Annotated in this window: 24 protein-coding genes and 1 pseudogene; 9 read left to right on the forward strand and 16 right to left on the reverse strand. The window is 60.1% G+C overall.

The genetic code is table 11. The features are described 5' to 3' along the window. Window positions 1–123 precede the first annotated feature (123 nt). Genes AAE029_RS14750 through AAE029_RS14760 form a run of 3 tightly spaced genes read left to right on the forward strand, consistent with a single transcriptional unit; the run spans window position 124 to window position 1,341 of the window. Window positions 124–468, forward strand: coding sequence for an ArsR/SmtB family transcription factor (locus tag AAE029_RS14750; protein ID WP_371073612.1), 345 nt, complete (start codon window positions 124–126; stop codon window positions 466–468). Continuing rightward, the gene (locus AAE029_RS14755) at window positions 452–937 is read left to right on the forward strand and encodes an SRPBCC domain-containing protein (RefSeq protein WP_371073613.1); all 486 of its coding nucleotides are present in this window, start codon (window positions 452–454) and stop codon (window positions 935–937) included. Before AAE029_RS14750 ends, AAE029_RS14755 begins: the two co-directional genes overlap by 17 nt. Further along, entirely contained in the window at window positions 937–1,341 is a 405-nt protein-coding gene (locus AAE029_RS14760; RefSeq protein WP_371073834.1) for a GFA family protein, read from the forward strand. Before AAE029_RS14755 ends, AAE029_RS14760 begins: the two co-directional genes overlap by 1 nt. Before the next feature lie 21 nt (window positions 1,342–1,362). On the opposite strand, the gene AAE029_RS14765 is transcribed toward AAE029_RS14760, so the two are convergent. The 9 genes and pseudogenes from AAE029_RS14765 to ubiE all read right to left on the reverse strand — a co-directional run bounded on the left by AAE029_RS14765 (window position 1,363) and on the right by ubiE (window position 12,456). Continuing rightward, entirely contained in the window at window positions 1,363–2,043 is a 681-nt protein-coding gene (locus AAE029_RS14765; protein ID WP_371073614.1) for a hypothetical protein, read from the reverse strand. A gap of 166 nt (window positions 2,044–2,209) precedes the next feature. Then, window positions 2,210–3,868 carry a urocanate hydratase gene (locus AAE029_RS14770; RefSeq protein ID WP_371073615.1) on the reverse strand — a complete coding sequence of 553 codons (1,659 nt, stop codon included), beginning with the start codon at window positions 3,866–3,868 and terminating at the stop codon, window positions 2,210–2,212. A 190-nt stretch (window positions 3,869–4,058) separates the two neighbouring features. Next, a pseudogene (locus AAE029_RS14775) lies at window positions 4,059–4,387 on the reverse strand (cold-shock protein). A 20-nt stretch (window positions 4,388–4,407) separates the two neighbouring features. Continuing rightward, a complete protein-coding gene (locus tag AAE029_RS14780) occupies window positions 4,408–5,508 on the reverse strand; it encodes a DUF917 domain-containing protein (RefSeq protein WP_371073616.1) in 1,101 nt (366 codons plus the stop codon). Beyond that, window positions 5,489–6,769 carry a Zn-dependent hydrolase gene (locus AAE029_RS14785; RefSeq protein ID WP_371073617.1) on the reverse strand — a complete coding sequence of 427 codons (1,281 nt, stop codon included), beginning with the start codon at window positions 6,767–6,769 and terminating at the stop codon, window positions 5,489–5,491. The genes AAE029_RS14780 and AAE029_RS14785 overlap by 20 nt, the downstream gene beginning before the upstream one ends. Next, the gene (locus tag AAE029_RS14790; RefSeq protein WP_371073618.1) at window positions 6,766–8,148 is read right to left on the reverse strand and encodes a dihydroorotase family protein; all 1,383 of its coding nucleotides are present in this window, start codon (window positions 8,146–8,148) and stop codon (window positions 6,766–6,768) included. Before AAE029_RS14790 ends, AAE029_RS14785 begins: the two co-directional genes overlap by 4 nt. Before the next feature lie 27 nt (window positions 8,149–8,175). Further along, complete coding sequence (locus tag AAE029_RS14795) at window positions 8,176–9,759, reverse strand: aromatic amino acid lyase (RefSeq protein ID WP_371073619.1); 1,584 nt, start codon at window positions 9,757–9,759, stop codon at window positions 8,176–8,178. Between the two features lie 283 nt (window positions 9,760–10,042). After that, window positions 10,043–11,617: a 2-polyprenylphenol 6-hydroxylase gene (gene ubiB, locus AAE029_RS14800; protein ID WP_371073620.1), complete on the reverse strand. Its 1,575-nt coding sequence runs from the start codon at window positions 11,615–11,617 to the stop codon at window positions 10,043–10,045. 62 nt (window positions 11,618–11,679) lie between these two features. Next, window positions 11,680–12,456 (reverse strand): bifunctional demethylmenaquinone methyltransferase/2-methoxy-6-polyprenyl-1,4-benzoquinol methylase UbiE, encoded by a 777-nt coding sequence (gene ubiE / locus AAE029_RS14805; RefSeq protein ID WP_371073621.1) that lies wholly within the window; start codon window positions 12,454–12,456, stop codon window positions 11,680–11,682. Between the two features lie 141 nt (window positions 12,457–12,597). Between ubiE and mutM the strand changes: the two genes are divergently transcribed. The 4 genes from mutM to dnaA all read left to right on the forward strand — a co-directional run bounded on the left by mutM (window position 12,598) and on the right by dnaA (window position 17,169). Then, entirely contained in the window at window positions 12,598–13,488 is an 891-nt protein-coding gene (gene mutM / locus AAE029_RS14810) for a bifunctional DNA-formamidopyrimidine glycosylase/DNA-(apurinic or apyrimidinic site) lyase (RefSeq protein ID WP_371073622.1), read from the forward strand. A gap of 13 nt (window positions 13,489–13,501) precedes the next feature. Continuing rightward, window positions 13,502–14,275, forward strand: a complete 774-nt coding sequence (locus AAE029_RS14815) for an enoyl-CoA hydratase (RefSeq protein WP_371073623.1) — start codon at window positions 13,502–13,504, stop codon at window positions 14,273–14,275. A 201-nt stretch (window positions 14,276–14,476) separates the two neighbouring features. Further along, window positions 14,477–14,755 (forward strand): 30S ribosomal protein S20, encoded by a 279-nt coding sequence (gene rpsT, locus AAE029_RS14820; RefSeq protein WP_371073624.1) that lies wholly within the window; start codon window positions 14,477–14,479, stop codon window positions 14,753–14,755. A gap of 866 nt (window positions 14,756–15,621) precedes the next feature. Beyond that, window positions 15,622–17,169, forward strand: coding sequence for a chromosomal replication initiator protein DnaA (gene dnaA / locus AAE029_RS14825; RefSeq protein WP_371073625.1), 1,548 nt, complete (start codon window positions 15,622–15,624; stop codon window positions 17,167–17,169). Window positions 17,170–17,274: 105 nt separating this feature from the next. Here dnaA and AAE029_RS14830 read toward each other — a convergent pair whose 3' ends face one another. The 5 genes from AAE029_RS14830 to rph all read right to left on the reverse strand — a co-directional run bounded on the left by AAE029_RS14830 (window position 17,275) and on the right by rph (window position 21,214). Next, entirely contained in the window at window positions 17,275–18,006 is a 732-nt protein-coding gene (locus tag AAE029_RS14830) for a class I SAM-dependent methyltransferase (RefSeq protein ID WP_371073626.1), read from the reverse strand. A 4-nt stretch (window positions 18,007–18,010) separates the two neighbouring features. Next, window positions 18,011–19,216 carry a radical SAM family heme chaperone HemW gene (gene hemW, locus AAE029_RS14835; RefSeq protein WP_371073627.1) on the reverse strand — a complete coding sequence of 402 codons (1,206 nt, stop codon included), beginning with the start codon at window positions 19,214–19,216 and terminating at the stop codon, window positions 18,011–18,013. Between the two features lie 9 nt (window positions 19,217–19,225). After that, window positions 19,226–19,870, reverse strand: a complete 645-nt coding sequence (rdgB, locus tag AAE029_RS14840; RefSeq protein WP_371073628.1) for an RdgB/HAM1 family non-canonical purine NTP pyrophosphatase — start codon at window positions 19,868–19,870, stop codon at window positions 19,226–19,228. Between the two features lie 10 nt (window positions 19,871–19,880). After that, a complete protein-coding gene (locus AAE029_RS14845; RefSeq protein WP_371073629.1) occupies window positions 19,881–20,306 on the reverse strand; it encodes a VOC family protein in 426 nt (141 codons plus the stop codon). A 191-nt stretch (window positions 20,307–20,497) separates the two neighbouring features. Continuing rightward, the gene (gene rph, locus AAE029_RS14850) at window positions 20,498–21,214 is read right to left on the reverse strand and encodes a ribonuclease PH (RefSeq protein WP_371073630.1); all 717 of its coding nucleotides are present in this window, start codon (window positions 21,212–21,214) and stop codon (window positions 20,498–20,500) included. A gap of 187 nt (window positions 21,215–21,401) precedes the next feature. On the opposite strand from rph, the gene hrcA reads away from it, so the two are divergent. Next, the gene (gene hrcA / locus AAE029_RS14855; protein WP_371073631.1) at window positions 21,402–22,490 is read left to right on the forward strand and encodes a heat-inducible transcriptional repressor HrcA; all 1,089 of its coding nucleotides are present in this window, start codon (window positions 21,402–21,404) and stop codon (window positions 22,488–22,490) included. Window positions 22,491–22,603: 113 nt separating this feature from the next. Further along, complete coding sequence (gene grpE / locus AAE029_RS14860) at window positions 22,604–23,239, forward strand: nucleotide exchange factor GrpE (RefSeq protein ID WP_371073632.1); 636 nt, start codon at window positions 22,604–22,606, stop codon at window positions 23,237–23,239. Window positions 23,240–23,526: 287 nt separating this feature from the next. On the opposite strand, the gene ptsN is transcribed toward grpE, so the two are convergent. Together ptsN and hpf are read right to left on the reverse strand one after the other, a co-directional pair. After that, on the reverse strand, window positions 23,527–23,991 hold the full coding sequence (ptsN, locus tag AAE029_RS14865) for a PTS IIA-like nitrogen regulatory protein PtsN (RefSeq protein WP_371073633.1): 465 nt from the start codon (window positions 23,989–23,991) through the stop codon (window positions 23,527–23,529). 73 nt (window positions 23,992–24,064) lie between these two features. Continuing rightward, window positions 24,065–24,640 (reverse strand): ribosome hibernation-promoting factor, HPF/YfiA family, encoded by a 576-nt coding sequence (gene hpf / locus AAE029_RS14870; RefSeq protein ID WP_371073835.1) that lies wholly within the window; start codon window positions 24,638–24,640, stop codon window positions 24,065–24,067. Window positions 24,641–24,709 lie beyond the last annotated feature (69 nt).

The following is a 24,709-nucleotide window of genomic DNA, read 5'->3' on the forward strand; positions in this document are numbered from 1 at the left end:
CCTATCAGAAAATCCACAGGAAGCATGATCAGCTTGCTCCAGGCCGTGTCCAGGTCTTGACTCCCAAGTCCAAAATCTTTACTTAACTTATAAGTTAATTAACTTAGTGGTTTATAATCTGCAATGGACGCCTTAAGCACAACGCTTTCCGCCCTGGCCGACCCGACCCGCAGAGCGATTCTGGCCCGTCTCGCACGAGGAGAGGCCTCTGTTTCGGAATTGGCGGAACCATTCGACATGTCGCTTGTGGCCGTGTCGAAGCACCTCAAGGTCCTGGAGAAGGCGGGCCTCATCACGAAAGGTCGGGAAGCGCAATGGCGCCCCTGCCGACTGAAGACGGCGCCGCTGCGGCAGGTTGATGACTGGCTCGAGACCTACCGTCTTTTCTGGAGTGAAAGCCTCGACCGGCTGGAGGCCTATGCCGGGACATTGAAGCAAGGGAGCAGCGAAGATGAAGGAAGACGGTGAAGGGATAAGGGTAACTCGTCGCGAAATCGTGCTCTTCAAGGAGATCGATGCGCCCCGCGACCTGGTCTTCCGTCTTTGGACGGATCCGAAGCATCTTGCGCGCTGGTGGGGGCCTCACAATTGCACCGCACCTTCGGTGGAGATCGACTTGCGCGAAGGCGGTGCCTGGCGCACCTGCATCCGCAGTGCGGATGGCAAGGATTACTGGTGCAGTGGCCGCTATCTCGAAATTCGGCCACCGGAGCGTCTGGTCTTCACCTTCGCCTGGGAGAGCGAGCCCGGCAGGCCCGGTCATGAAATGCAGGTGACCATCGAGCTTCAGGAGAAAGACGAGGGCACGCGACTTGTCTTCCGCAAATGGGAACTGCCCAGCGACAAGGAGTTCAAGCTTCAGTCCGAGGGGTGGGAGGAGGCTCTCGAGAAATTCGTTGCTTATGCAACTGCAACGGCCCGAAGGGAGAGCGAATGATGAAGAGGATCTACCACGGAAGCTGCCATTGCGGCGAGGTCACCTACGAGACGAATCTCGATCTGTCCGCAGGGACCTTCCGCTGCAATTGTTCGATCTGTCTGAAAAAGCGCAACTGGCTGGCCGTGGCGATGCCGGATGATTTTCGTCTGCTCTCAGGCGAGGAAACGCTTGGCGAGTATCAGTTTGGCCCGCACAAGCTGCACCACCTTTTTTGCAGGAACTGTGGAGTCAGTTCCTTCGGTTGGGGTGAAAGCGAAGGGCTCGGGGGCAGGTTTTATGCGATCTCCGTCAACTGTCTCGATGATGCCAGCCCCGAGGAGCTCGCCTCGGCTCCCATCGCCTTCATCGATGGCCGCCATGACAGGTTCGACCAGGTTCCGGCCGAAACGGGGCATCTGTGATGTCGCCTTTGCAATCGCGTTCTACCGCATCGCGTTGACGGCGATCCAGATCTTATGTTTCGCGCCGCCGCGCGCACCGTTTGCCCGGACTTTGACCTCTTCGGCCATGAAGCCTGCGTCACGCAGCCTTTTGGTGAATTTCGGGTCCGGGGCCGACGACCATACGGCAAGCACGCCTCCCGGACGAAGCGCCTTTCGCGCGGCATTCAGTCCGGCAAAATCGTAGAGACGGTCATTGGCTTCATGGGTCAGGCCGTCGGGACCATTGTCGACATCAAGCAGGATCGCATCGTAGCTGGCCTTGCCGGACCGGATAAGAGTCGCGACATCGCCTTCATGGATCGCCACGCGCGGATCATCGAGGCATCCGTCGAAGATGGAGGCCATCGGCCCGCGTGCCCAGTCTATGACGGCGGGAACCAGTTCCGCGATGGATATCGTCGCATCGGCGCCGAGTTCGCCAAGCGCGGCGCGCAAGGTGAAACCCATGCCGAGCCCGCCGATCAGCACATGCGGCCGGGACCGATCGCGAATTCTCTCGCAGGACAGGGTGGCAAGCGCCTTTTCCGATCCGCTGAGGCGGCTGTTCATCAGCTCGATCGGACCGAGCATGATCGAAAATTCCTGACCGCGCTGCTTGAGGCGGAGCTCTCCGCCGCCATTGGGAATTTTCGCGGTATCCAATAGGGTCCAGGGGATCACAGGCAGCTCTCTGCGCTATCGAGAAATTCGTCAGAACCATAGCCCGTGAAGCCTGACAAGAATAGCCGCTAAGCAATTCCAGGAAAAGTGCGCAGTGGTTTTCCGTCCGGAATTGCGTAAAAACAAGGTTAGAGCGGCTCGGCGTTTTCCATGAAGCGCTGAAACGCTAAAGCCGGATATAGGGCACATCCTTTTTCACCACTTCATCCAGTGCCTCCTCGTAACCGGCATCCGCATAGCGCATGACGCCGAGCGCCGTATCGTTGGTCAGCGCATGGTCCAGCCTCTCGTCGGCGGCATCGGATCCATCGGCGACCACAGTCACGCCGCAGCTCGTCATGTAGCCGGCATAGCCGCCGCCGCCCGAATGAACGACGACCAGATCGGCCATCGAGGAGCAGAGCATCATCGCATCGATCAATGGCCAATCGGCGATGGCGTCCGAGCCATCGCGCATCCGCTCGGTCATGATGTTCGGATGCGCCATGGCAGCGGCATCGAGGTGATCGCGCGAAAAGGCGATCGGGCCTTTTAGCTCACCGCCCGCCACCAGCCCGTTGACGCGGCGGGCGAGTGCCGTGCGCTCGCCGTGGCCAAGCCAGGCGATCCGTGCCGGCAGACCCTCGAAAGGCACGTGCTCGCGGGCAAGGCGAATCCAATTGGTGATGATCTTGTTGTCCGGAAACATCTCGAGCAACAGATCGTCGATGCGGGCGATGTCGCTCTCCTCGCCGGAAAGAGCCATCCAGCGGAAGGGGCCGATGGCCCGACAAAAGAGTGGCCGGAGATAGGCCTCGGTGAAAATCGGGATATCGAAGGCGTCGGTGAGGCCGCCTTCGCGGGCTTGCGTGCGGATCAGGTTGCCATTGTCGAAGACCTCCGCGCCCTTCTTCTGAAAGTGCAGCATCGCCTTCACATGCTCGACGATCGAGGCTCGGCTCGCCGCCATCAATTGCCCCTGGCCGTCTTCGCGCAGCTCCCTGACCTGCTCGAGACTCATGCCCTTCGGCACATATCCATAGACGAGGTCATGCGCCGAGGTCTGATCGGTGACGACATCCGGCACGATGCCGCGTCGCGCTATCTCCGGATAGATCTCCGCCGCATTGCCGACGAACCCGACAGACAATGCCCGCTTCTCCTTCACCGCCGCCTCGATCATTGCAAGTGCGGTGTCTAGATCCGGGGCGATGTCCTGCAGATAGCCGATCTGCTGGCGTTTCTTCGCGCGTCCCGGATCGATGTCGACACAGAGGATGGCAGCGCCCGCCATGCGTCCGGCGAGCGGCTGCGCGCCACCCATGCCGCCGAGGCCGGCGGTCAGCACGAAGCGGCCGAGGAGATCGCCGCCGAAGCGTCGCTCGGCAATGCGCATGAAGATCTCGTAGGTGCCCTGGATGACCCCCTGGCTGCCGATATATTGCCAGGCGCCGGCCGTCAGCCCGCCCCAGCAGATCAGACCCTTGCGCTGCAGTTCGTAGAAGACCTCGGCTTTCGCCCATTGGCCGACGATATTGCAGTTCGCCATGATGACGAGCGGTGCCCTCGCATGCGTTTTCACGAGCCCGATCGGCTTGCCGGACTGGATCAGCAGCGTCTGATCTTCCTCCATCTCCGTCAGCGCTTTGACGATTGCCTTATGGGCCGCCCAGTTGCGTGCCGCCTTGCCGAGTGCCGCATAGACCACGAGATTGTCCGGGTCCTCGCCGACGGCAAGGACGTTTTCCAGCAGCCGTAGCAGGGCCTCCTGCCGCCAGCCTTTGGCGCGCAGCTCCGGACCGCCCGGAATGGGGAATTTCGGATGACGTGGATTGGCTTTCGGCATGGTGGTGCTTTCCTTTGGGTATAGCGTGCCATGCCCCTCACCCTAACCCTCTCCCCGCCTGCGGGGAGAGGGGACGACAAGATCGATCACTTGCTCTAGTTACCACTAGGCAGGATCGGTTCCCTCTCCCCGCGAGCGGGGAGAGGGCTAGGTGAGGGGCACTTTGCCGTCGAACACATAATTCAATTCCTTACTTACCCGGCAGGGATTCGACGAAGGCCAGCGCCGCATTCAGCAATCGCTCCCTCAGCGCGTCGTTGCCATAAGCCTCCGGCCCGGCCCGTACCCAGTCCTGCATCGGCCTTCCGCCGGAGAGCATCCGGATAACGCCCGGCTGCTCCAACGCCCAGCCGTCATTACCCTTGCCGAGTCTTACGAGCATCCCGTCCTCGCGGGCGCCGCACAAAAGGTTGCCATTCAGGAGCACGCCCATCCGCCGAACATGGCCTTGCCGGCAAGCCCCGGTCGGTCACCCAGCGCATCTTGCAGCAGTTCTTCAAGGCCGGCATCCCGCGCCATGTTCCGCTCCATGGCTGTTGTCAGTCGCCTTTTCCTGCCAGCACGTAGCTTGCCAGATCGATCCCCATCGCCTTTTCCACGGAAGGATAGACTGTCGGATCGAGGACGCTGGCGGAAAGAGGAATGATCTCCTTCGGCACGTGCAGGATGAAGACCTGCATGCCCTCGTGCAATTGCCCGACGCTCAACGGCTCTCCGTCTGGCGAGAGCGTGGTGATCACTGACGGAAATGTCGCGATCCGCTTACCGTTCGCATCGTCCACGGCCATGTATTCGTTCATCACATGGAGGGTGACAGCCGTCTCGCCTTGGCCTACTCCGATGGAGCCGATATCGAAGGCTTCCTTCGTATAGACGACATTCTTGCTGGTGATCATCCCCTCAGCGAGAATATTCCCTCCCGTCGTCTTGCAGATCGCATCGATGACCGCATGGCCATTCTTCTTCTCGGCCGCGATGATGGCCTCGCCGAGCGCCAGCGCCAGCGAAATGCCGCCAAGCGCGGCATGCGCACGAACATAGGAGGCGCGCAACGGATTGCGGCAGCTTGCGATGAATCCACCTGACTGGTCGGCCGCGGCGCGCAGGATCGGCGAGATCTTGGCGGTCGCGCCCTTCACCACCAGCTCGATATAGCGGTTTTCGGCGCGATTACCCCCGACGGCCGTCTGGATCATCGGTACCGGCGATCCCGCCATCCCGATCGACCCCATATCGCCCGTCGGATGGGCACGGATATCGCCGACGGCGTCCACGACCTTGGTCCCGAGGATCGCCGACGGCAACCAGCCGTTCAGCGTCGAGGAGCGGCCGTTCTGGCCGATCATCAGGCCTGAGAGTCTTTCGCCCAGTTCCTCCTGCAGGAGTTGGACGGCTTTCACGTAATCGACGCCCTGCATCTCCCAGGGCGTGGTGGAAGCCGGAGCGCCGATCGCCGCCGCCGTGGCAATCCAGTCGTCGTCCTTCAATTCGTCGATCGAGACCAGTTCGGGCTTGCCGATCGTGACGGCGGCATAGCCAAGCATCCGGCCATGATCGGCCCAGCCGCCACCGCCGGCGGCATAGACCGAGCCTCCCTTGACGGCCGCCTCGACATCTTTCTCAACGAGTACGCGTCCCATCGACCTTCTCCTGAGTAAGCGTCCTGTCCATCACCCGCACCGCCTCGTAGAGCACGGCGGCACCAAGCGCGATATCGTCATTCTCGGCCCATTCGTCTGCCGAGTGACTGCGTCCCTCCTTGCACGGCACGAAGATCATGGCCGCCGGCGCCACCTTGGCGATCCAGGCGGCATCGTGCCCGGCGCCCGAAGCCATGCGGCGATGCCTGGCGCCGACCGTATCGCAGGCGCGCTCCAGCGTTTCGAGCAGATCGGAATCGCCCGTCGTCGGGAAGTTGTCGGAGACGCGGTTCGGGGTCCTGATGGTGACTCCGTAAGTCAAGGCCAACTTTTCCACATGTTGGTCCAGCCAGTGACAGAACGTTTCCATGTCGTCTCGGATTTCCGCGCGGCCGTCGATCAGCATCACGACCTTCGCCGGCACTACATTGGCCGCATTCGGCTCGATACGGAATTCGCCGACGGTCGCCGCAAAATGACCCGGTGTTTGCGCAAGTTCCGCAGCGGCATTGCGAATGTCGAGCACCAGTTGCGCCGCCGCGACCAGTGCGTCGGCACGCCGGTCCATCGGCGTCGTGCCGGCATGGTCGGCACGGCCTTCGACAGTGATCTCGATGCGGCTGATGCCGGCAATCGCGGTCACGATGCCGATGTCTTTGCTTTCCGCTTCCAGCACCGGACCCTGTTCGATATGCAGTTCGAGAAAGCCCGCAAGATCAGGCCGCGTCTGCGAAAGCAGGACGGATGGATCGCCGCCGACTTCGCCGATCCCTTGGGCAAGGTCGCGATCACCGCTGACACGGCCGAGCCAGGCTTCGGGCAATTGCCCGGTCATGCCACGGCTGCCAATACAGGAGACGCCGAAGATGCTGACTTCCTCCGCCAGGAAATCGACGATCTCGAGATCATGGTCGAGTTCGATGCCTCTGTCCTTCAGTGCACGTGCTATTTCCAGCGCCGCGACGACGCCGGCAATGCCGTCGAAGCGGCCACCGTCAGGGACCGTATCGGAATGCGAGCCGACCATGATCGTACCCAGCCCCGGCTTCGCTCCTTTCCGGCGGCCGATCAGATTGCCGCCGGCATCGATCCTTGTTTCCAGCCCCGCTGCCTTCATCCGCGCCTCTATGTAGGCGCGACCTTCCAGAAAGAGCGGCGAGAAGGCGCGGCGGGTCCAGGGATGATCCGGTTCGGTTATCTTCGAAAGCGCGCTGATGTCTTCGGCGATCCGGCCGGCATTGACGGGAAGGTTGCGGCTCATGCGATGCCCCCCGCAATGGCATGATGCGGCCGCGGCCGGACGAATTTGCCGGTGCCGGGCTCGGCCAGCACGCTGTTATCCTCGGCAATCTTCTTGCCGCGCAGATAGGTCGCAGAAACCGTCCAGGGCAGCCGGATGCCGTCATAGGGGCTCCAGCCGACGACATTGTTGCCGCTCGCAGCGGCATCATAGATCATTTCGCGCGGTTCCAGCACGGTAATGTCGGCATCCTTGCCGGGTGTCAGCGCACCCTTGCAATGGTCGAGCCGGAAATGTCGCGCCGGGTTCTGCGCCATCAGTCTAGCCGCCCAGGTCAGCGGAATGCCGCGCTCGAGGGCGCCCTTGACGAAGAGCGGCACCATGACCTCGAGACCGGGCACGCCTGAAGCATTGGCCAGCATGTCGGAATTGGTCTTGCGATCTTCCGACCAGCTCACATGATCGGTCGAGACCAGCCAGACTACGCCTTCTGCCACCTTGCGCCAGAGCTTTTCGACCTCGGCGCGAGGGCGGATGGGCGGGTTGATCTTCGCCTTGCCGCCGAGCCGCCTGACGTCGTTTTCCTCGTCGAGCGTGAGATAATGGATGCAGCATTCCACGGTAGCCTCGAAGCCGTCGCGCCGATAGGCATGTGCGATGTCATAACCGCGCCCGAGCGAACAATGCACCACGTGTGCCGGGCAGCCGGTATGGGCGCCGGTTTCGAAGATCGTGTGCATGGCGAGCAGTTCGGTGATCGGCGGCCGCGACAGGCCATGAGCGCGCCAGTCCGTAATTCCGCTCGCCTTCACCTGCGCCATATAGGCCCTGACTGCTTCGTCATCCTCGTTATGCACGCCGGCCGTCAGCCCCGTCGGCGCGATGGCGGAGAAACAGGCGTCGAGCAGGGCAGGGGGAATACGCGGAAAGCGCTTCGGATCGGTGCCGAAGGTCGAGAATTTGAAGGCGGCCACGCCAGCCTCCACCATCTCGCGGATGCGCGCCGGCCCCTCCTCGGGATCGACCGTGCCATAAAGCGCAAAATCGACGCGCGCCTGCGGCGAGGCGTGGTCGATTTTCTTCTTCACCGCTGATGCCGAGCAGACGAGATTGCCTTCGTCATAGGGCATATCGACGATCGTCGTCACACCACCGGCCGCAGCTGAGCGGGTCGACCAGATGAAATCCTCCTGATCCCTCTGGGAAAGCGAATGCACCTGTGCATCGATCGCGCCCGGCAGGATCAGCGCCTTTCCGAGCAGATGTCGCTCGCTTGCCGCCGGCGGGACGCCGATGCCGATTTCGGCGATCCGGCCGCCGCTGACGGCGACATATCCCTCCTCGACGATGCGTTTCGGCAGAACCAACGTACCCTGGAGAACGAGATCGAAATCAGCCATGTCGCTTTCTCCGTCAGTCTGGAATGATCATGCCGGAATTGTGTCTCGGTACAGCCGGTCTTCTATGCGCTCCACCGAGCCGAGTGCGAAGAAATCGTCGAAAGCGACGATCGGTACTTGTGCGATCAGCTCGGAAACGAAGGCGTCAGAGGCGAGTTCCTCCTCGATTGCCTCCACTTCCGCTGAAAGCGGTCGATCGACGACATAGTAGGCGGCATGCCGGCGCACGACGTCGTAGAGCATTCGGGCGACACCGCTCGGCGTGTCGCCAAGAATATCCATCGCCTGAGCCGAAAGCAGCGCTTCGAGCGCGGCAAGACGTTTCAGAGCGCGCATCTGCCGGTCGAAGCGTTCGATGACGAGCGGCAGGAAGGCCGCTTCGTCCTCCATGCCGGCGGCCACGACTAACGACTGAGCAGATACCGGATTTGACATCGACAGCACGCGAGAGAAGATCTCGCCGGCGAGCTTGATGATCGGTCCGAAGCCGGTCGCGATCCGGCCTTCCGGCACGAGATTGACGGGCAGGCCGCGGCGCTGCCCGTTGCCGAGCACCACGCAGCGATTGAAGGCGTTGCGTGCTGCATGCGCCAAGCAGATTGCCGCACCTTCAAGAAGAATGGTCACGTCGAGCGGCAGCGAGCCCCCCGAGGTCATCACTCTTTCCTCGACGACAACGGGATTGTCGTCTGAGCGGCCGGTGGCGGCGAGGATCTTGTGCCCTGCGGTCAGCAGATTTTCAATGACGGCTCCGAAGACCTGGGCGATCATGCGCAGGCTGAGCGGATCCTGAATATGGGTCGCGACCGGCCACTGCCAGTCGTCCGATGCGTTGCAGAGCCAGGAACCGATCAGGGCCTCCCGTGCCGTTCCAACGTGGCGAACCGATAACCAGGGATCGCGCGAGGCGCCTAGCGCGCCCGATGCCATCATACCGGTCGCGAGCAGAATCCGGATCGAGGCGGCGGCATTGCGTGTGGTCTCGGCAGCGGCTGCAAAACTCACGGCGTTGATGCTGAGCGAGGCAAGGCTGTCGCGTGGCGCCATCCTGAAGGGTGCGAGCCCGGCGGCTTCGAAGGCCGCTGCCGCCTGCATTCGACGCCCCCGATAAACCGCCTCTCCGGCGCCAGTCAGAACGGCGCCGATCTGGCCCATGAGGCCGATGTCCGCACAACCAATCGAGCCGGTGCGGCGGACGACGGGAATGATGTCGGCTTCAAGAAGCTTGAGATAGGCCTCAACCAGTTCAGGCGTGCAGCCGACCCTTCCGGTCAGCGCCGTGTTGACGCGGATTGCCATGGCATTGCGCACGACCGCACAGGAAAATGGAGCCCCGGTCCCGAAGTGATGGGCGCGTACGAGACCAAGATTGAAGGCGTCGAGATCTTCCGGCGACCACTCGACATCCTTCATGGCGCCCACGCCTGTGGTGGAACCATAGACCGGCAGGCCGGATTCGATTGTCCGTTCGACGATGGAGCGCGCCGCCGCCACGCGGGCCATTCCTGCGGGGGCAGCCGAGAGCAATCCCTTGCCCGCGCCGATCCGCACCAGGTCGGCGAAGCCGAGTGGTTGTCCGGAAAGCTCGATGCCGGGACTTTCTTGCTCCATCTGCCAGATCTCCTCTACAGCGCCATGCGCCTTTCAGACGCACAAAGGTCGCTGTAGCACTTTGAATTGCTGCATATTTTTATCCTTGAATCGGCTCCGATTTAAGGAAGCATGCAGTAGAGCGGGATGAGGAAAACTGCGTGCGGTTTTCCGCTCGCATCCCTCTAACCCATAAAAAGCGAGACTAAGCGACCTTTTCCCATGATGGGATATCCCAAATACCGAACACAGGATGTCTTTGTCGCGTCATTTCCGGAAATGAGGGAAGAATATCAGCGCAAACTTAGCTCAAAAGCCAGGCAATATAGAGGAGTGTCAGCGCAATGATCCAGAGCGCGAAGCGGCCGGAGCGGCTATGGCGTGCCTCGGCTTTGCCGATCGCCTCCGCCGTCTGCTGATCGAAGCGAAGTCCGTGTTCGCTCATCTGCAGAAGTTCCGTGTGGAATTTCTCCGTCTTCGCCGCAATGTCGGGCGCTGCTTCCGCAAGCTTCACGGCGGCCTTCAGACCGTCGCGCAGGTCGGTGACGATCCGCTTCGGTCCAAGGTTGTCACGTATCCAGTCGCCGACAACCGGTTCCGATGCCTTCCACATGTTGAAGCGCGGATTGAGCATGCGCGACACCCCTTCGACGACCACCATGGTCTTCTGCAGCATGACAAGTTCCGGTCTCGTCGCCATGTCGAAGAGCTCGGTCACTTCGAACAGCAGCGTCAGGAGCTTGCCCATGGAGATCGTTTCCGCAGGCTGGCCGTGGATCGGCTCGCCGATCGCGCGAATTGCCTGGGCAAAGCTCTCGACATTATGATGCGCCGGCACATAGCCCGCTTCGAAATGCACTTCCGCGACGCGGACGTAATCGCGCGTAATGAAGCCGTAGAGAATCTCGGCCAGGAATCGGCGCTCCTTCTTTCCAAGCCGTCCGACAATGCCCATGTCGACCGCTACGATCATGCCGTTCGAATCGACGAAGAGATTGCCGGGATGCATGTCGGCATGGAAGAAGCCGTCGCGCAGCGTATGGCGCAGGAAGGACTGGATCAGCGTATCGGCGATCTTGTTGAGGTCGTGTCCTGCCGCCTTCAGCCCCTCGACGTCCGAGACCTTGACGCCGTCGATCCATTCCATGGTGATGACGTCGCGTCCGGTACGTTCCCAGTCCACCTTGGGGACACGGAACCCCGCATCCTTTTCGGTGTTTTGCGCGATCTCGGAAAGCGCTGCCGCCTCCAGGCGAAGGTCCATCTCCACCTTCGTCGTCTGCTCCAGCGTCCTGGTCACTTCGACCGGCTTCAGGCGCCGGCTGGAAGGCATGAGCCGCTCCTGCATGCGCGCGACGAGGTACATGGCTTCGATGTCATGGTTGAAGCGCTGGCGCACGCCGGGGCGTACGACCTTCACAGCGACTTTCTTGCGGCCCTCGGGCGCATTGACTTCGGCCGGGTGCACCTGGGCGATCGAGGCGGCCGCAATCGGATCGCCGAAACTGGCATAGAGCTCCCCCATCGGCCGGCCGAGCGATCCCTCGATACTGCTTTTGGCGGCCGCAAGCGGAAAGAAGGCCATGCTATCCTGGAGCTGCGACAGGTCGTTGGCAAAATCGACGCCGACGACATCCGGTCGAGTTGCCAGGAACTGACCGATCTTGACATAGGACGGCCCAAGACGCTCCACCGCCTTGGAAAGCCGGTCGCTCCGCGTCTTCAGCATGGCGCGATTGCGCGCAAAGAGGCCGAAGAAGGACTTGGCGAGGCCGACGGAGGGCGGAAGGCCTTCCGAAGGAAGCGCGGAAATGACTCCTTCGCGCACGAGAATCCAGCCCACCCGGACAAGCCGGAAATATGCCCCGAATGCGCTCATTGTTTATGTGTGTCTCGCATGACAGCGCCTGAAAATCGCTTCATATATTCTGACGCCATGCTTCAGAGCTTCCAGCCTGAATGCAGCGCCGCGATGCCGCCGCTATAATTGGTAAAGGTCACGCGCGAGAAGCCGGCTGCCCGGATCATCGCCGCGAAGTTCTCCTGGTTCGGGAATTTGCGGATCGATTCAACGAGATATTGATAGGGCTCGCTTTCACCGGTGATTGCTCTGCCGAAACGAGGGATGGCATTGAAGGACCAGGCATCATAGACGCGATCGAGAAGCGGCATGTCCACTTCGGAAAATTCCAGCACCAGCAGCCGCCCCCCGCGTTTGAGCACGCGATAGGCTTCCTTCAGCGCCACATCGATATGGGGCACGTTGCGAATGCCGAAGGCGATCGTATAGGCGTCGAAACTGTTCGGCTCGAAGGGCAGGTCTTCGGCATTGGCTTCGACGAATGTGAGGTTCTCCGAGAGCTTTTTCTTGGCAGCCCGCTCGGCGCCGACGGCGAGCATGGAGCCATTAATGTCCAGCACCGTGGCATGTGCCATGCGGATCGAAGCCTCGACAATGCGAAAGGCGATGTCTCCGGTACCGCCGGCCACGTCGAGAACCTTGTAGCCCTGCTCCTTGCGCGGATTGAGCGCGGCGATCATTGCGTCCTTCCAGGCCCGGTGCAGACCCATGGACATGACATCGTTCATGATATCGTAGCGCTTGGCGACCTTATGGAACACATCGTTGACGAGACCCTGCTTCTCGCCTTCGGCCACCTCGCGGTAGCCATAGGATGTTTCCATGCCGCCATCGGCGGAGGTGCGGCTTTCTGACATCGAACACTCCGTTACTTGAAATCGCATACCGACCATAGCGAAACGATCGGCGCGGCGCTATCTGTGGGCCACAGTCACGCCCGCGGCACCTTGGCGCTATAACGCACATCGCAAGCGGTTGAAACAATTAGATGGGTTCTCATGCCGGAATTGCCAGAAGTCGAAACGGTTAAACGCGGTCTCGCACCAGCCATGGAAGGCGCGCTGCTCTCGAAGCTTGAACTGCGCCGGCAGGATCTGCGTTTTCCCTTTCCGGAAAAATTCGAAAGTCAGGCGTCCGGCCGCCGCATCATCGGGCTCGGCCGCCGGGCCAAATATCTGCTGATCGATCTCGATGACGGCGTGACCGTGATCGCCCATCTCGGCATGTCCGGGTCATTTCGCATCGAGGAGGACGCAAAGGCAAAAATGCCGGGCGATTTCCATTACGTCCGTTCCAAGGACGAGAAGCACGACCATGTGGTCTTTCATCTGGAAGATGCGACGGGTCGGCGTCGTGTCATCTATAATGACCCGCGCCGGTTCGGCTTCATGGATATCGTGAGACGGGAAGATCTCGTAGCTCATCCCTCCTTCCGTGATCTCGGGCCGGAACCGACCGGAAACGAGTTAAGTGCTGCCTATCTCGCCGAACGTTTCAAGGGAAAGACGCAGCCACTGAAAACTGCGCTTCTGGACCAGAGGAATATCGCCGGCCTCGGCAATATATATGCCTGCGAAGCGCTGTGGAGGTCGCATCTTCTGCCCATGCGTGCTGCTGGCACACTGGTGACGAAGAGTGGTAAGCCGAAGGAGGAATTGAACCTCCTGGTCACGGCCATCCGTGACGTCATCGCCGATGCGATCGCTGCCGGCGGTTCGTCCTTGCGCGATCATATTCAGACTGACGGCTCGCTCGGCTATTTCCAGCATTCTTTCTCTGTCTATGACCGCGAAAGTCTGGCTTGCCGCACGCCCGGCTGCGGCGGTACGGTCACCCGCATCGTGCAGGCAGGCCGCTCTTCCTTCTATTGCGCCTCCTGCCAGAAGTAGGAGAGGAAAAGCCATGGCCTATGAAACTCTGATCGTCGAAACCCGTGATGCCGTCGGCCTCATAACACTCAACCGGCCGCAAGCATTGAACGCGCTGAATTCAACGGTGCTCAGGGAACTGAGAGAGGCCTATGCCGCGTTCCATGCGGACGACGCCGTGGGTGCGATCGTTCTCATGGGCTCGGAACGCGCCTTTGCTGCCGGCGCCGATATCAAGGAGATGCAGCCGCTTGAATTTGCGGATATTTACAAGGCTGATTTTATCAGCGGCTGGGACGAGATTGCCAAAGCGCGCAAGCCTGTGATTGCTGCCGTCAGCGGTTTTGCGCTCGGCGGCGGCTGCGAGCTGGCCATGATGTGTGATTTCATCATTGCATCGGAGACGGCAAAATTCGGCCAGCCGGAGATTACGCTCGGTGTCATCCCCGGCATGGGAGGCTCGCAACGGCTGACACGCGCCGTCGGCAAGGCGAAGGCGATGGATCTCGTGCTCACGGGCCGCATGATGGATGCGGCGGAGGCCGAGCGTTGCGGTCTTGTCGCGCGCGTGGTGGCGCCCGAACGCCTGCTCGACGAAGCCCTGGAAACGGCGGCAAGGATCGCCTCGCTTTCGCGCCCCTCGGTCATGATGGCGAAGGAGGCCGTGAACCGAGCTCTGGAAACCACGCTGGAGGAGGGCCTGCGCTTCGAACGGCGCCTGTTCCATAGTCTGTTTGCAACCGAAGACCAGAAGGAGGGGATGTCCGCTTTCATTGAGAAGCGGAAGCCCGCCTTCAAGAACCGTTAATCTGTTTCGCGTGCTTCATGCTGGAAAGGCGGGGTTTCGTTGAAAATGCGCGTTGACGTGGCGCCGCTTTAGAGCTATATGCCCGCCCACGGTTCGGAAAGCCGCTCTGGTTTTCCGCGATTGCTCCCGCATTGCTGGTTCAGATGGCCGCAGGCCGATGCGACAGTGGCGGAGTTGTGTTCGAATTTAAGAGAGGCATTCATGGCCAATACAAGCTCGGCGAAGAAAGCGACCCGCAAGATCGCCCGCCGTACCGAAATTAACAAGGCTCGTCGCTCGCGCGTTCGCACTTTCGTTCGCCAGGTCGAAGAGGCCATCGCGTCCGGCGATGCGGAACGCGCGAAGGAAGCACTCCGCGCCGTGCAGCCGGAACTGCAGCGCGCCGCCACCAAGGGGGTGCTTCACTCCAACACGGCCTCCCGCAAGGTGTCCCGTCTTGCGCAGCGTGTGAAGGCTCTTTCGGCGGCTCCGACCGCCTAATTTTTAGCTGAACAATCGCTTTCTGGTCATTAGCCCGGTAACTTTACCGGGCTTTTTCGATTCGCGAAGTTATACACTTTATAGTTAATCCGGCTACCTTTTCATGTCATCGGCATGACAGAAAAATCTAAGCAAAAACAATAGCTTATAGCAGGACGTTTTCAAGCTGGGCGACTCTAGTTCCGGCGGTGGGGAGGCCGAAGGAGTCAAGAGCAATTTTATTTTTTTTCTTTTTTCGCGTGTCTAAATTGCCGCAACGGGGAATCTCCTTGATTCAAAAGCGATTCTTTTTTGACGGCCGTGTGACACCCAAAAAGCGCGCCGCGAGTCAATGGTCGGTTCTTAATTTTGCGTAAAATTCATCGTTGATCTTGGCTTTTGATCCTGCCTAAATGGCGTCCAGCAAGGGGCGCGGACATCACCTGTAAGGGTTAGCTCTCAACTGCCACGTCGGCAGACCGGTGATCCTCTGTCTTTTGCAACGGGTCAAAGATCGGCCCGTTTTTTCAAACAGTTGATGAGTGTGGACTCGAGCAGGTGCTGCTCGGGAACAGGAAAGTTTTGTTTAATTGCTGCGGTAGCGGCTTTTTGCATGGCGAGGGAGAACATCGAGTAAAGGTTCGGATTGGCGGTTGGAAAGCGAGGACCGATCGACCAGTCCAGCAGAAGGTTTCGATGACGGGAGCTGCATGATCGCGGTTTCCGCAGAGGGATCTTTATGCAGGTCCTTTTGGCTGGGGACCAGTGTTTGTGTGAACCGGTAAGCTTGCGGCTCATGAGGCTGTCGCTGGCGAGCCATGGCGGGAAAATACCCGGGCGGCTTTATTGGCTTCCGCCCGACGGAATGAAATGTGGAAGGCGGCATTATGCAAATGACTTCGATGACGGCGGGTGCGTTGAATAAGGGAGACAAGGCACCACAAGCATTTGGCTCGGATTGCCACGAAGCGGCGGGGGGAAAAACAGATATGAAACATGGCGTACTCTTCGAGCGCGTCAGCGCGCGCTTGAAGGCTCAGGTGGGACCGGATGTCTATGCAAGCTGGTTTGCACGACTGAAACTGCATTCGGTTTCCAAAAGTGTGGTACGCCTGACGGTTCCGACGACTTTCCTGAAGTCCTGGATCAACAACCGCTATCTCGAGCTGATCACCAGCCTGTTCCAGGGAGAAGATCCGGAGATATTGAAGGTCGAAATCCTGGTGCGCACCGCCACGCGCGGCGGCAGCAAGGCTGTGGAAGAGGCAGCTGCACCGGAGCCGGCTTCGGTTGCCCAGATGCGCCGTCCGGCCGCGCAGTCCGCTGGCCAGGCGGCACAGCAGGCGGTCGGCGTAGTATCGGCAGCGCGCCCGGCAAGTGTCGGAGCACCCCTCTTTGGCTCGCCGCTCGACTCGCGCTTCACCTTCGATACCTTCGTCGAGGGTAGTTCCAATCGTGTGGCGCTCGCCGCTGCAAGAACGATCGCGGAAGCCGGTTCGGGCGCCGTGCGGTTCAATCCGCTCTTCGTCCATGCGACGGTCGGTCTCGGCAAGACGCATCTTCTTCAGGCTATCGCCAATGCCGCTGTGCAGAATCCGCGCGGTTTGCGCGTCGTTTATCTGACCGCGGAATATTTCATGTGGCGCTTTGCGACCGCCATTCGTGACAACGATGCCCTGACACTCAAGGATTCGCTGCGTCACATCGACCTGTTGATAATCGATGACATGCAATTTCTTCAGGGTAAGATGATCCAGCACGAATTCTGCCATCTGCTCAACATGCTGCTCGACAGCGCCAAGCAGGTTGTGGTGGCGGCAGATCGCGCGCCATGGGAGCTGGAATCTCTCGATCCGCGCGTGCGCTCCCGTCTTCAGGGTGGTGTCGCCATCGAGCTCGATGCACCGGACTATGAGATGCGCCTGGAAATCCTGAAGCGTCGGTTGGAAGCGGCCCGCCAGGATGATCCCTCGTTGGAAATGTCCCCCGAGCTGTTGTCGCATGTCGCACGGAACATCACTGCGAGTGGCCGCGAACTGGAAGGTGCCTTCAACCAGCTTATCTTCCGCCGCTCCTTCGAGCCCAATCTGACGATCGAACGCGTCGATGAGCTTCTTGCTCATCTCGTCGGCTCCGGCGAACCGCGCCGTGTGCGGATCGAGGATATCCAGCGCATCGTCGCACGGCATTATAATGTCTCGCGGCAGGAACTGGTCTCCAACCGGCGCACCCGCGTCATCGTCAAGCCGCGCCAGATCGCCATGTACCTGTCGAAGACGCTGACGCCACGCTCCTTCCCGGAGATCGGCCGCCGCTTCGGCGGTCGCGATCACACGACGGTTCTGCACGCCGTCCGCAAAATCGAGGAGCTGATCGCCGGCGACAGCAAGTTGTCGCATGAGATCGAATTGCTGAAGCGCCTCATCAACGAGTAGGCGAGATTGCAAGCGAACGTGGACGGCCGGCATTGCCGGTCGTTTTCGTTTGGCCCTCAGGCTAACGAGAGCAGTGCGCCGCATTTGCGTTCACGCGTTGTCTTATCAGCGTCTTGCCACGGCAATGATCTCGCGGCTCATTGGCGACCAGGATCCGCCTTGCCAGTCGCCAAGCCATACGACATCCGAAAAACCTGCCGAAGGAAGCTGACTTTCGATCTGGTTCTTCGTCGGAAATTGGAGGGTGCTGCGGCTTGTCAGTGTTTCGCCGGAGCGGCGAAATTGCTGAATGGTCTCGAAGGCAACGAGATCGTCCCTTACGCTCAGGAGCCGGTGATGAATATCGACATCCCCGATGTCATCGTGCCTGATCGTTTTGGCACTCAATCCCGGTGTCCATTCTTCCCAGGGGCGGGCAGCCGGGTTCCGGCTCTCGAAGATCAGCCTTCCGCCGTCCTCCAGATGCGCGTGGGCGTTTTGGAGAACTTGCAGGCCCTCCGAGGCGCCGAACACCTGGAAGACGTGTCCCGTCATGGTGATGAGATCGAAGCGCTCCCCGAGTGAAAAGGCCCTGGCATCCGCCTCGATCCAGTGCACAGTGCCGGCCCTGTCATTGGCGCGGGCGACGTCGAGCATTGCGGCAGCCGGATCGAGCCCCGTCGCCCGATGACCCGCTGCGGCGAAGAGCCGCGTGAGCAGCCCGGTGCCGCAGCCGATATCGAGAATACGCGATCCCGGCCGAGCAGCCCGCAGGTAAAAATCCGTGTCGGCTCCGGCCGGGTTCAGGATGTCGTAGAGAAGGACGAGGCGCGGATCGATATAGATCGCATCCGGCATGGTGTCAGCAGGCGAGGTCAGCGACGACGGAATCGAGGATCAGCATGCCTGCCGGCGTGCAGCGCAGCCGAGAATTGCCGATCCGTTCGATGAAGCCTTGTTCCAGCAAAAACTCTTCGCGCTTCGGATTGAGGTCGCGGCCCGAAAGCTGCTGCCAGCGGGCGAGGTCGACGCCCTCCTTGAGGCGCAAGCCCATCAACAGCAGTTCGTCTGCCTGTTCTTCGAAGCCGAGCACTTCCTGATCGATCATGCCATGGCCTTCACGCTCGACCAGCTCGAGCCAGGCTTCGGGTTTGCGCTCGGTTGCCGTCGCGATTTTTTCGAAGCCGCGGAAAACGCGTCCGTGCGCGCCTGGTCCAATGCCCGCATAGTCTCCATAACGCCAATAGGTGAGGTTGTGCCGGCTTTCCGCACCAGGGCGCGCATGATTGGAGACCTCGTAGGCCGGCATACCCTCGGCGGCGGTGATCTCCTGCGTCGCCTCATAGAGTGCCGCCGAATGGTCGCCATTCGGTACGATCAGCTTGCCGGCCTTTGCGAGGCCAAAGAAGGGCGTGCCCTCTTCGATCGTGAGTTGATAGAGCGAGAGATGATCGACAGCGTAGGAGATAGCCTCCTTCAGCTCCCGTTCCCATTCTTTCACCGTCTGGTTCGGTCGGGCGTAGATCAGATCAAAGGACATGCGCGGAAAAATCTCGCGCGCGAGCCCGATTGCCTTCAGCGCGTCGGCGACATCATGCAGCCTTCCAAGGAATCTGAGATCCCGGTCGTTCAAAGCTTGCACGCCGAGCGAAACACGGTTGACGCCGGCGGCACGATAGCCGCGGAAGCGCTCCGCCTCCACACTGGAGGGGTTCGCCTCCATCGTGATCTCAATTCCATCAGGCACATGCCACCGCCTGGCAATGCCCTCGAGGATCGCGCCGACAGTTTCCGGATGCATCAGCGAAGGTGTCCCGCCGCCGAGAAAGATGCTGGTGACGGTCTTTGGTCCGCTCATCCGCCGCATTGCATCCATCTCGCGCAGGAAGGCAGCGGTAAAGCGCGGCTGATCCACCGGCTGATGGCGAACATGGCTATTGAAATCGCAATAGGGGCACTTCGCCGCGCAGAATGGCCAATGCACATAGACGCCGAAACCGGGTTCGCCGGTGTCGGGAAGTATATGCAGGCCGTGTGCAGCCGAGCTTGGCGAATCGAAAGTGTCCACGATGCGAGCTTACGCCTCCAGGCAGGTTTCGACAAAAAGCTTGAAGGCACGGGCACGATGAGAGAGCGCCTGCGGCTTTCCAATATTCCAGCCGTGCTTTTCCTCGCTGCTCATTTCGCCAAAGGTGACGTCGTAGCCCAGCGGCTGGAACACCGGATCGTAGCCGAAGCCCTGTGTGCCGCGCGGCGGCCAGACGACTGTGCCTTCCACTTGGCCGCGGAAGAGTTCCGTGTGCCCATCGGGCCAGGCCAGGCAAAGTACGCTGACGAATCGCGCCGAACGGCTTTCCGGCTTTGTCGCACCGGCCTCCTGAAGGGCTTTTTCCACCTTCTCCATCGCCATGGCGAAGTCACGCGTCCCGTCCGGCTTGTCCGCCCAGTTCGCGGTATAGACGCCGGGTGCGCCGCCGAGTGCATCGACTACGATACCGGAATCGTCCGATAGCGCCGGCATGCCGGCTGCCTTTGCGGAAGCGAGTGCCTTGATCGTCGCATTTTCCTCGAAGCTCGTGCCAGTTTCGTCCGGCTCGATGAAATTGAGCTCCGCGGCCGACTTGGCGGTAAAGCCGAGGGGACCGATCAACTCCTGGATCTCACGGATCTTGCCGGCATTGTGGCTGGCAACCACAATCGTCCTGGTATCGAGCTTGCGCATGTATTGTTCCTTAATCGAGACGCCAGATGATGGCTTCCGCACATTCCAGGCTGTTGCCCGCCGGATCGCGGAAATAGATTGAACGACCGCCGTTCGGCCATTGAAAATCAGATTCGATAGCGATGCCGGCAGCCTTCAATTTCTCCGCCATGACATCGATATTGTCCCGGGAAATCCGGAAACAGGCATGGCCGTTGCCATGGGTGCCATGCGGGGGCACGGGCAGGGAGCCCTGTCCCGGTGGCTTCAGGCTTTCCTGTGGGTTGAAGATCAGAAGCACTCCCGGCCCGCAGCGGAAGAAGACATGCCGGTTTCCCGCGCGTGTGATCTTGTCGAGACCCAGAACGTCGCCGTAAAAAGCCTCGGCCGCATCAAGGTTGTCGGCGTAGAGCGCGGTTTCCAGAATGCCTTCCAGAATTGCTTGCGTAGCCGCCATCTCCGATCGCCCTCCTTCTAACCCTCTTCCTGTTCTAAAGCCTGTCGCATGAAAAGAGATTCACGCGACAGGCTCTAGCTCTTTGTTTTTCATGCATATCGTTGCCGCAAAACCGCTGCACACTTTTGCGCGACATGCATTAGGGGAGAGAGGATGATGGGGGCAGGGCGAGGGGATATCAAGACGTCACCTCAAGCAATCGCCTGCTTCTGCAGTTCCACCAGCTCGGCGATCCCCGCCTTGGCAAGATGCATCAACGTCGTGAACTGTTCCTCGCTGAAGGGCGTGCCCTCGGCTGTCCCCTGGATTTCGACGATGCCGCCAGCGCCTGTCATGACAAAATTGGCGTCGGTTTCGGCGGAGGAATCTTCGAGATAGTCGAGGTCGATCACCGGCTGATCGGCGAAGACGCCGCAGGAAATCGCCGCGACATGGTCCTTCAGCACCCGATCGACCTTGATCATGTTGCGGGCTTCCATCCATTTCAGGCAATCATGGAGCGCGATCCAGGCGCCGGTGATCGATGCGGTGCGCGTGCCACCGTCCGCCTGTATGACATCGCAGTCGATCGTGATCTGACGTTCGCCGAGCGCCTGAAGGTCGACAACGGCGCGCAGTGAGCGGCCGATCAGACGCTGGATTTCCTGTGTGCGTCCGCCCTGCTTACCGGCTGCGGCCTCGCGCTTCGTGCGCTCGCCGGTCGCGCGCGGCAGCATGCCATATTCTGCCGTCACCCATCCCTTACCGCCGTTTCGCAGCCATTGCGGCACGCGCTCCTCAAGGCTTGCCGTGCAGAGCACGTGCGTGTCGCCGAACTTCACAAGACAGGAGCCTTCCGCATGCTTGGAAAAATTGCGCTCGAAAGATACCTTGCGCATCTGATCGGTTTTTCTGCCTGATGGCCGCATGCCGTTCTCCTGATGTTGGTTGACCGCTTCTACGATTGACGGCGTACATTTGCAAAAGGAAAAGCGGACGCTCTTCGACCGAGCGTCATCGTACCGGCATTTTTCTCTTTCGCCATTTTCCCTTTTGCCATGCGCAACGGACGGATTATATTCGCCTAAAGGTTAATTGCACGGACTTGAAAGCTATATGGGGTTCTCGACAACGCCGGTTTCGGATGTCGTTGCTGCGCTGGACGAACGCTCGAAGGAAATCTTCCTCCGCATTGTGGAAGGCTATCTTGACCATGGCGAACCCTTGGGCTCGCGTAATCTCTCCCGCCTCTTGCCAATGTCGCTTTCACCTGCCTCGGTTCGCAATGTGATGAGCGATCTCGAGGAATTGGGCCTCATCTATTCACCGCATGTCAGCGCTGGCCGCTTGCCGACGCAGCTGGGCCTGCGCTTTTTCGTCGACGCCTTCATGCAGATCGGCGATCTTTCGGCCGAGGAGCGCGCCAGCATCGATCGTCAGGTTCAGGCTCAAGGTCGCGATAAGCCGATGGAAGCGATGATGAACGAGGCAAGCCGCATGCTGTCCGGCATTTCACGTGGCGCCGGCCTGGTGATCACTTCCAAGAGTGATCCCGTGCTGAAACATGTCGAGTTCATTCGCCTAGAGCCCACGAAGGCGCTGGCGGTCCTCGTCGGCGAACATGATCAGGTGGAAAACCGTATCATCGAGCTGCCGGCGGGCATTACCTCCTCGCAACTTGTGGAAGCCGCGAATTTCCTGAACGCGCATATGAGCGGCCAGACCTTGCCGGAATTGCGCGGACAATTGCTCAAACTCAAGGAAGACGTCCGCCACGAGCTGGATGCGCTTTCGCGGGATCTGGTGGAGCGCGGCATCGCCGTCTGGGCTGGCAATGCCGACGCGGCCAAGCCGACGCAGCTCATCGTGCGCGGCCGGGCCAATCTTCTCGAGGGGGTGGGCGATCCGTCCGATCTCGATCGCCTGCGCATGCTTTTCGACGATCTCGAGAAAAAGGAGAGCCTGATCGAAATCCTCAATCTTGCGGAAAGCGGTCCGGGAGTGCGCATCTTCATCGGCTCGGAAAACAAACTTTTCTCGCTTTCCGGCTCCTCCTTGATCGTGGCTCCTTATATGGATGAGGATGACCGCATCGTCGGCGCCGTCGGCGTCATCGGGCCGACCCGTCTCAATTATTCACGCATCGTGCCGATGGTGGATTATACGGCTCAGCTCATTTCCCGCCTCTCGCGCGCATCGCTGTGATCTGCCTGGAAATGGAAACACCGATTTTTCTCTTCTTTGTCACGAAGTCTTGATTTTTTCGGGCCAAACCTCGATATCGGGCACATCCCAAGACCCATCAACCGGAGAACGTCATGACCGACGAAACGACGAAAAACGGACCTGACGCAACTGCGGCCGATACGGCTGCCGAAACCGTATCCAACGGTGATGTTGCACAGGAAGCCGCGGTTCAGCCGGATCCGTTGGACCTCCTCAAGGCAGAGAATGCCGAACTGCGCGATCGCTATCTTCGCCTCGCAGCGGAAATGGACAATCTGCGCCGTCGCACGGAACGCGACGTGAAAGATGCCAAATCCTATTCCATCGCCGGCTTTGCCCGCGATATGCTCGCCGTCTCGGACAATCTGCGTCGCGCAATCGATGCGATTCCGGCGGAAGCACGCGCTGGTGCCGATGTTGGCCTCAACGCCCTGATCGAGGGTGTGGAGATGACCGAGCGTTCGATGCTGTCAGCGCTGGAGCGCCACGGTGTTCGCAAGATCGAGCCGGTCGGCCAGAAGTTCGATCCGAACTTCCACCAGGCGATGTTCGAGGTGCCGAACACCGAGGTTCCGAACAATACCGTGGTTCAGGTCGTCCAGGCAGGCTTCACGATCGGCGAGCGCGTGCTGCGACCGGCGATGGTCGGTGTGGCCAAGGGCGGACCGAAGGCCGAAGCCGTTGCCGCCGAACCTGGAGTAAGCCCGCTTGACGAAAAAGACGCCTGATTGCTCAGGCGTCTCTTTTCTTGATGCATAGGCTGAAGACTTGGACCGCGGCGTGCAAATGATTCCGCTTGAACGCAGAATGTCCGGGAGCCATTTAGTGCATGTCGCGCAAAAGTATGCAGCGGTTTTGCGGCAACGACATGCATGAAAACAATAGTTTAAAGCCTGTCGCGTGAATCTCTTTTCACGCGACAGGCTTTAGCTTTTCACGGAAACGCAGAACCGCTCTAACCTTTTGTTTATGCAATTCCGGACGGAAAACCGCTTCGCACCCTTCCTGGAATTGCTCAGGCGGCGTTGGAAGCCTGTTCTTCGTTGAGGAAGGCGTAGATTGCCGAAGCGGAGTCCGTTGCACGAAGCTTCGTCACGAGATCCTGGTCGCGCAGAACGCGTGCTATCCGTGAGAGCGCCTTCAGATGGTCGGCGCCGGCCCCTTCCGGGGCGAGCAGAAGAAAGACCAGATCGACCGGTTGGTCATCCAGCGCCTCGAAATCAACCGGCGTTTCCAGCCTTGCAAAAATTCCCGCGATCGAGCTGATGCTGTTGAGTTTGCCGTGCGGAATGGCGATCCCGTTTCCAACTCCGGTCGAGCCAAGGCGCTCGCGCTGCAGGATGACGTCGAAGATCTCCCGTTCCGGTAAGCCGGTGAGTTTGGAGGCCTTGGCCGCCAATTCCTGAAGCAGTTGTTTTTTGGAGTTTGCCTTCAAGGCGGGAATAATCGCATCCTGGTGCAGCAAATCTGCCAATGCCATTTCTTTTTCCTTCTGTCGCCGAGAGAGATGATGAGAAAGCGGCAGTGCTGGCCGCCGCTCGTCGCCTCACTTCTCAGCCTTTGATATTGGCTGAATCGATCCAGCCAATATTACCGTCATGCCGGCGATATACGATATTCAAATGCGCGTTGCCGGGGCTACGGAACAGCAGCAGGGGCTCGTCCGTCATGTCGAGTGCCATAACGGCTGTCGCGACCGACATTGTCTTGAGCTGCTTCGTGCTTTCCGCAATGATCGCCGGGGCGAAATCGTCAGGAATTTCCTCCGCTTCATCCGGAACCGCATCCATGACCATATAAGAGACTTCGGCAGAACCGTTCAGCTGGTTTCCGGCGTGGTGGTCCTTCAGTTTGCGTTTGTAGCGGCGCAGGCGCTTCTCGATGCGCTCCGATGCGGCATCGAACGCCAATTGTGGATCGGTCGCCTCTCCTGCCGCATGCAGCACGACACCACTGTCGAGGTGAAGCTTGCAATCGGCTGAGAAGCGAAAATTGGCTTTTTCCACGGTAACCTGGCCGGAATACCCCCCGTCGAAGTACTTCGTGACGGCCACACCGATCTGGTCTTCGATCCGTTGCCGGAAGGAATCGCCAATATCCATATGTTTACCGGATACACGCACACTCATGGAGTTTCCCTTCTTGTAGTGGTTTGCGCGTAGCAGTTTACGCCAAGCCTCAAGCTCATCCAAGCACTT

This window comes from Sinorhizobium sp. CB7 (genome assembly GCF_041357635.1).
Taxonomy (GTDB): domain Bacteria; phylum Pseudomonadota; class Alphaproteobacteria; order Rhizobiales; family Rhizobiaceae; genus Rhizobium.

Excerpts from the sequence above, each read along its gene's own strand:
- AAE029_RS14750 (WP_371073612.1), top strand. The coding sequence starts at position 124 with ATGGACGCCTTAAGCACAACGCTTTCCGCCCTGGCCGACCCGACCCGC.
- AAE029_RS14755 (WP_371073613.1), top strand. The coding sequence starts at position 452 with ATGAAGGAAGACGGTGAAGGGATAAGGGTAACTCGTCGCGAAATCGTG.
- AAE029_RS14760 (WP_371073834.1), top strand. The coding sequence starts at position 937 with ATGAAGAGGATCTACCACGGAAGCTGCCATTGCGGCGAGGTCACCTAC.
- AAE029_RS14770 (WP_371073615.1), bottom strand. The coding sequence starts at position 3,868 with ATGCCGAAAGCCAATCCACGTCATCCGAAATTCCCCATTCCGGGCGGT.
- AAE029_RS14780 (WP_371073616.1), bottom strand. The coding sequence starts at position 5,508 with ATGGGACGCGTACTCGTTGAGAAAGATGTCGAGGCGGCCGTCAAGGGA.
- AAE029_RS14785 (WP_371073617.1), bottom strand. The coding sequence starts at position 6,769 with ATGAGCCGCAACCTTCCCGTCAATGCCGGCCGGATCGCCGAAGACATC.
- AAE029_RS14790 (WP_371073618.1), bottom strand. The coding sequence starts at position 8,148 with ATGGCTGATTTCGATCTCGTTCTCCAGGGTACGTTGGTTCTGCCGAAA.
- AAE029_RS14795 (WP_371073619.1), bottom strand. The coding sequence starts at position 9,759 with ATGGAGCAAGAAAGTCCCGGCATCGAGCTTTCCGGACAACCACTCGGC.
- ubiB (WP_371073620.1), bottom strand. The coding sequence starts at position 11,617 with ATGAGCGCATTCGGGGCATATTTCCGGCTTGTCCGGGTGGGCTGGATT.
- ubiE (WP_371073621.1), bottom strand. The coding sequence starts at position 12,456 with ATGTCAGAAAGCCGCACCTCCGCCGATGGCGGCATGGAAACATCCTAT.
- mutM (WP_371073622.1), top strand. The coding sequence starts at position 12,598 with ATGCCGGAATTGCCAGAAGTCGAAACGGTTAAACGCGGTCTCGCACCA.
- AAE029_RS14815 (WP_371073623.1), top strand. The coding sequence starts at position 13,502 with ATGGCCTATGAAACTCTGATCGTCGAAACCCGTGATGCCGTCGGCCTC.
- rpsT (WP_371073624.1), top strand. The coding sequence starts at position 14,477 with ATGGCCAATACAAGCTCGGCGAAGAAAGCGACCCGCAAGATCGCCCGC.
- dnaA (WP_371073625.1), top strand. The coding sequence starts at position 15,622 with ATGCAAATGACTTCGATGACGGCGGGTGCGTTGAATAAGGGAGACAAG.
- AAE029_RS14830 (WP_371073626.1), bottom strand. The coding sequence starts at position 18,006 with ATGCCGGATGCGATCTATATCGATCCGCGCCTCGTCCTTCTCTACGAC.
- rdgB (WP_371073628.1), bottom strand. The coding sequence starts at position 19,870 with ATGCGCAAGCTCGATACCAGGACGATTGTGGTTGCCAGCCACAATGCC.
- AAE029_RS14845 (WP_371073629.1), bottom strand. The coding sequence starts at position 20,306 with ATGGCGGCTACGCAAGCAATTCTGGAAGGCATTCTGGAAACCGCGCTC.
- rph (WP_371073630.1), bottom strand. The coding sequence starts at position 21,214 with ATGCGGCCATCAGGCAGAAAAACCGATCAGATGCGCAAGGTATCTTTC.
- hrcA (WP_371073631.1), top strand. The coding sequence starts at position 21,402 with ATGGGGTTCTCGACAACGCCGGTTTCGGATGTCGTTGCTGCGCTGGAC.
- grpE (WP_371073632.1), top strand. The coding sequence starts at position 22,604 with ATGACCGACGAAACGACGAAAAACGGACCTGACGCAACTGCGGCCGAT.
- ptsN (WP_371073633.1), bottom strand. The coding sequence starts at position 23,991 with ATGGCATTGGCAGATTTGCTGCACCAGGATGCGATTATTCCCGCCTTG.
- hpf (WP_371073835.1), bottom strand. The coding sequence starts at position 24,640 with ATGAGTGTGCGTGTATCCGGTAAACATATGGATATTGGCGATTCCTTC.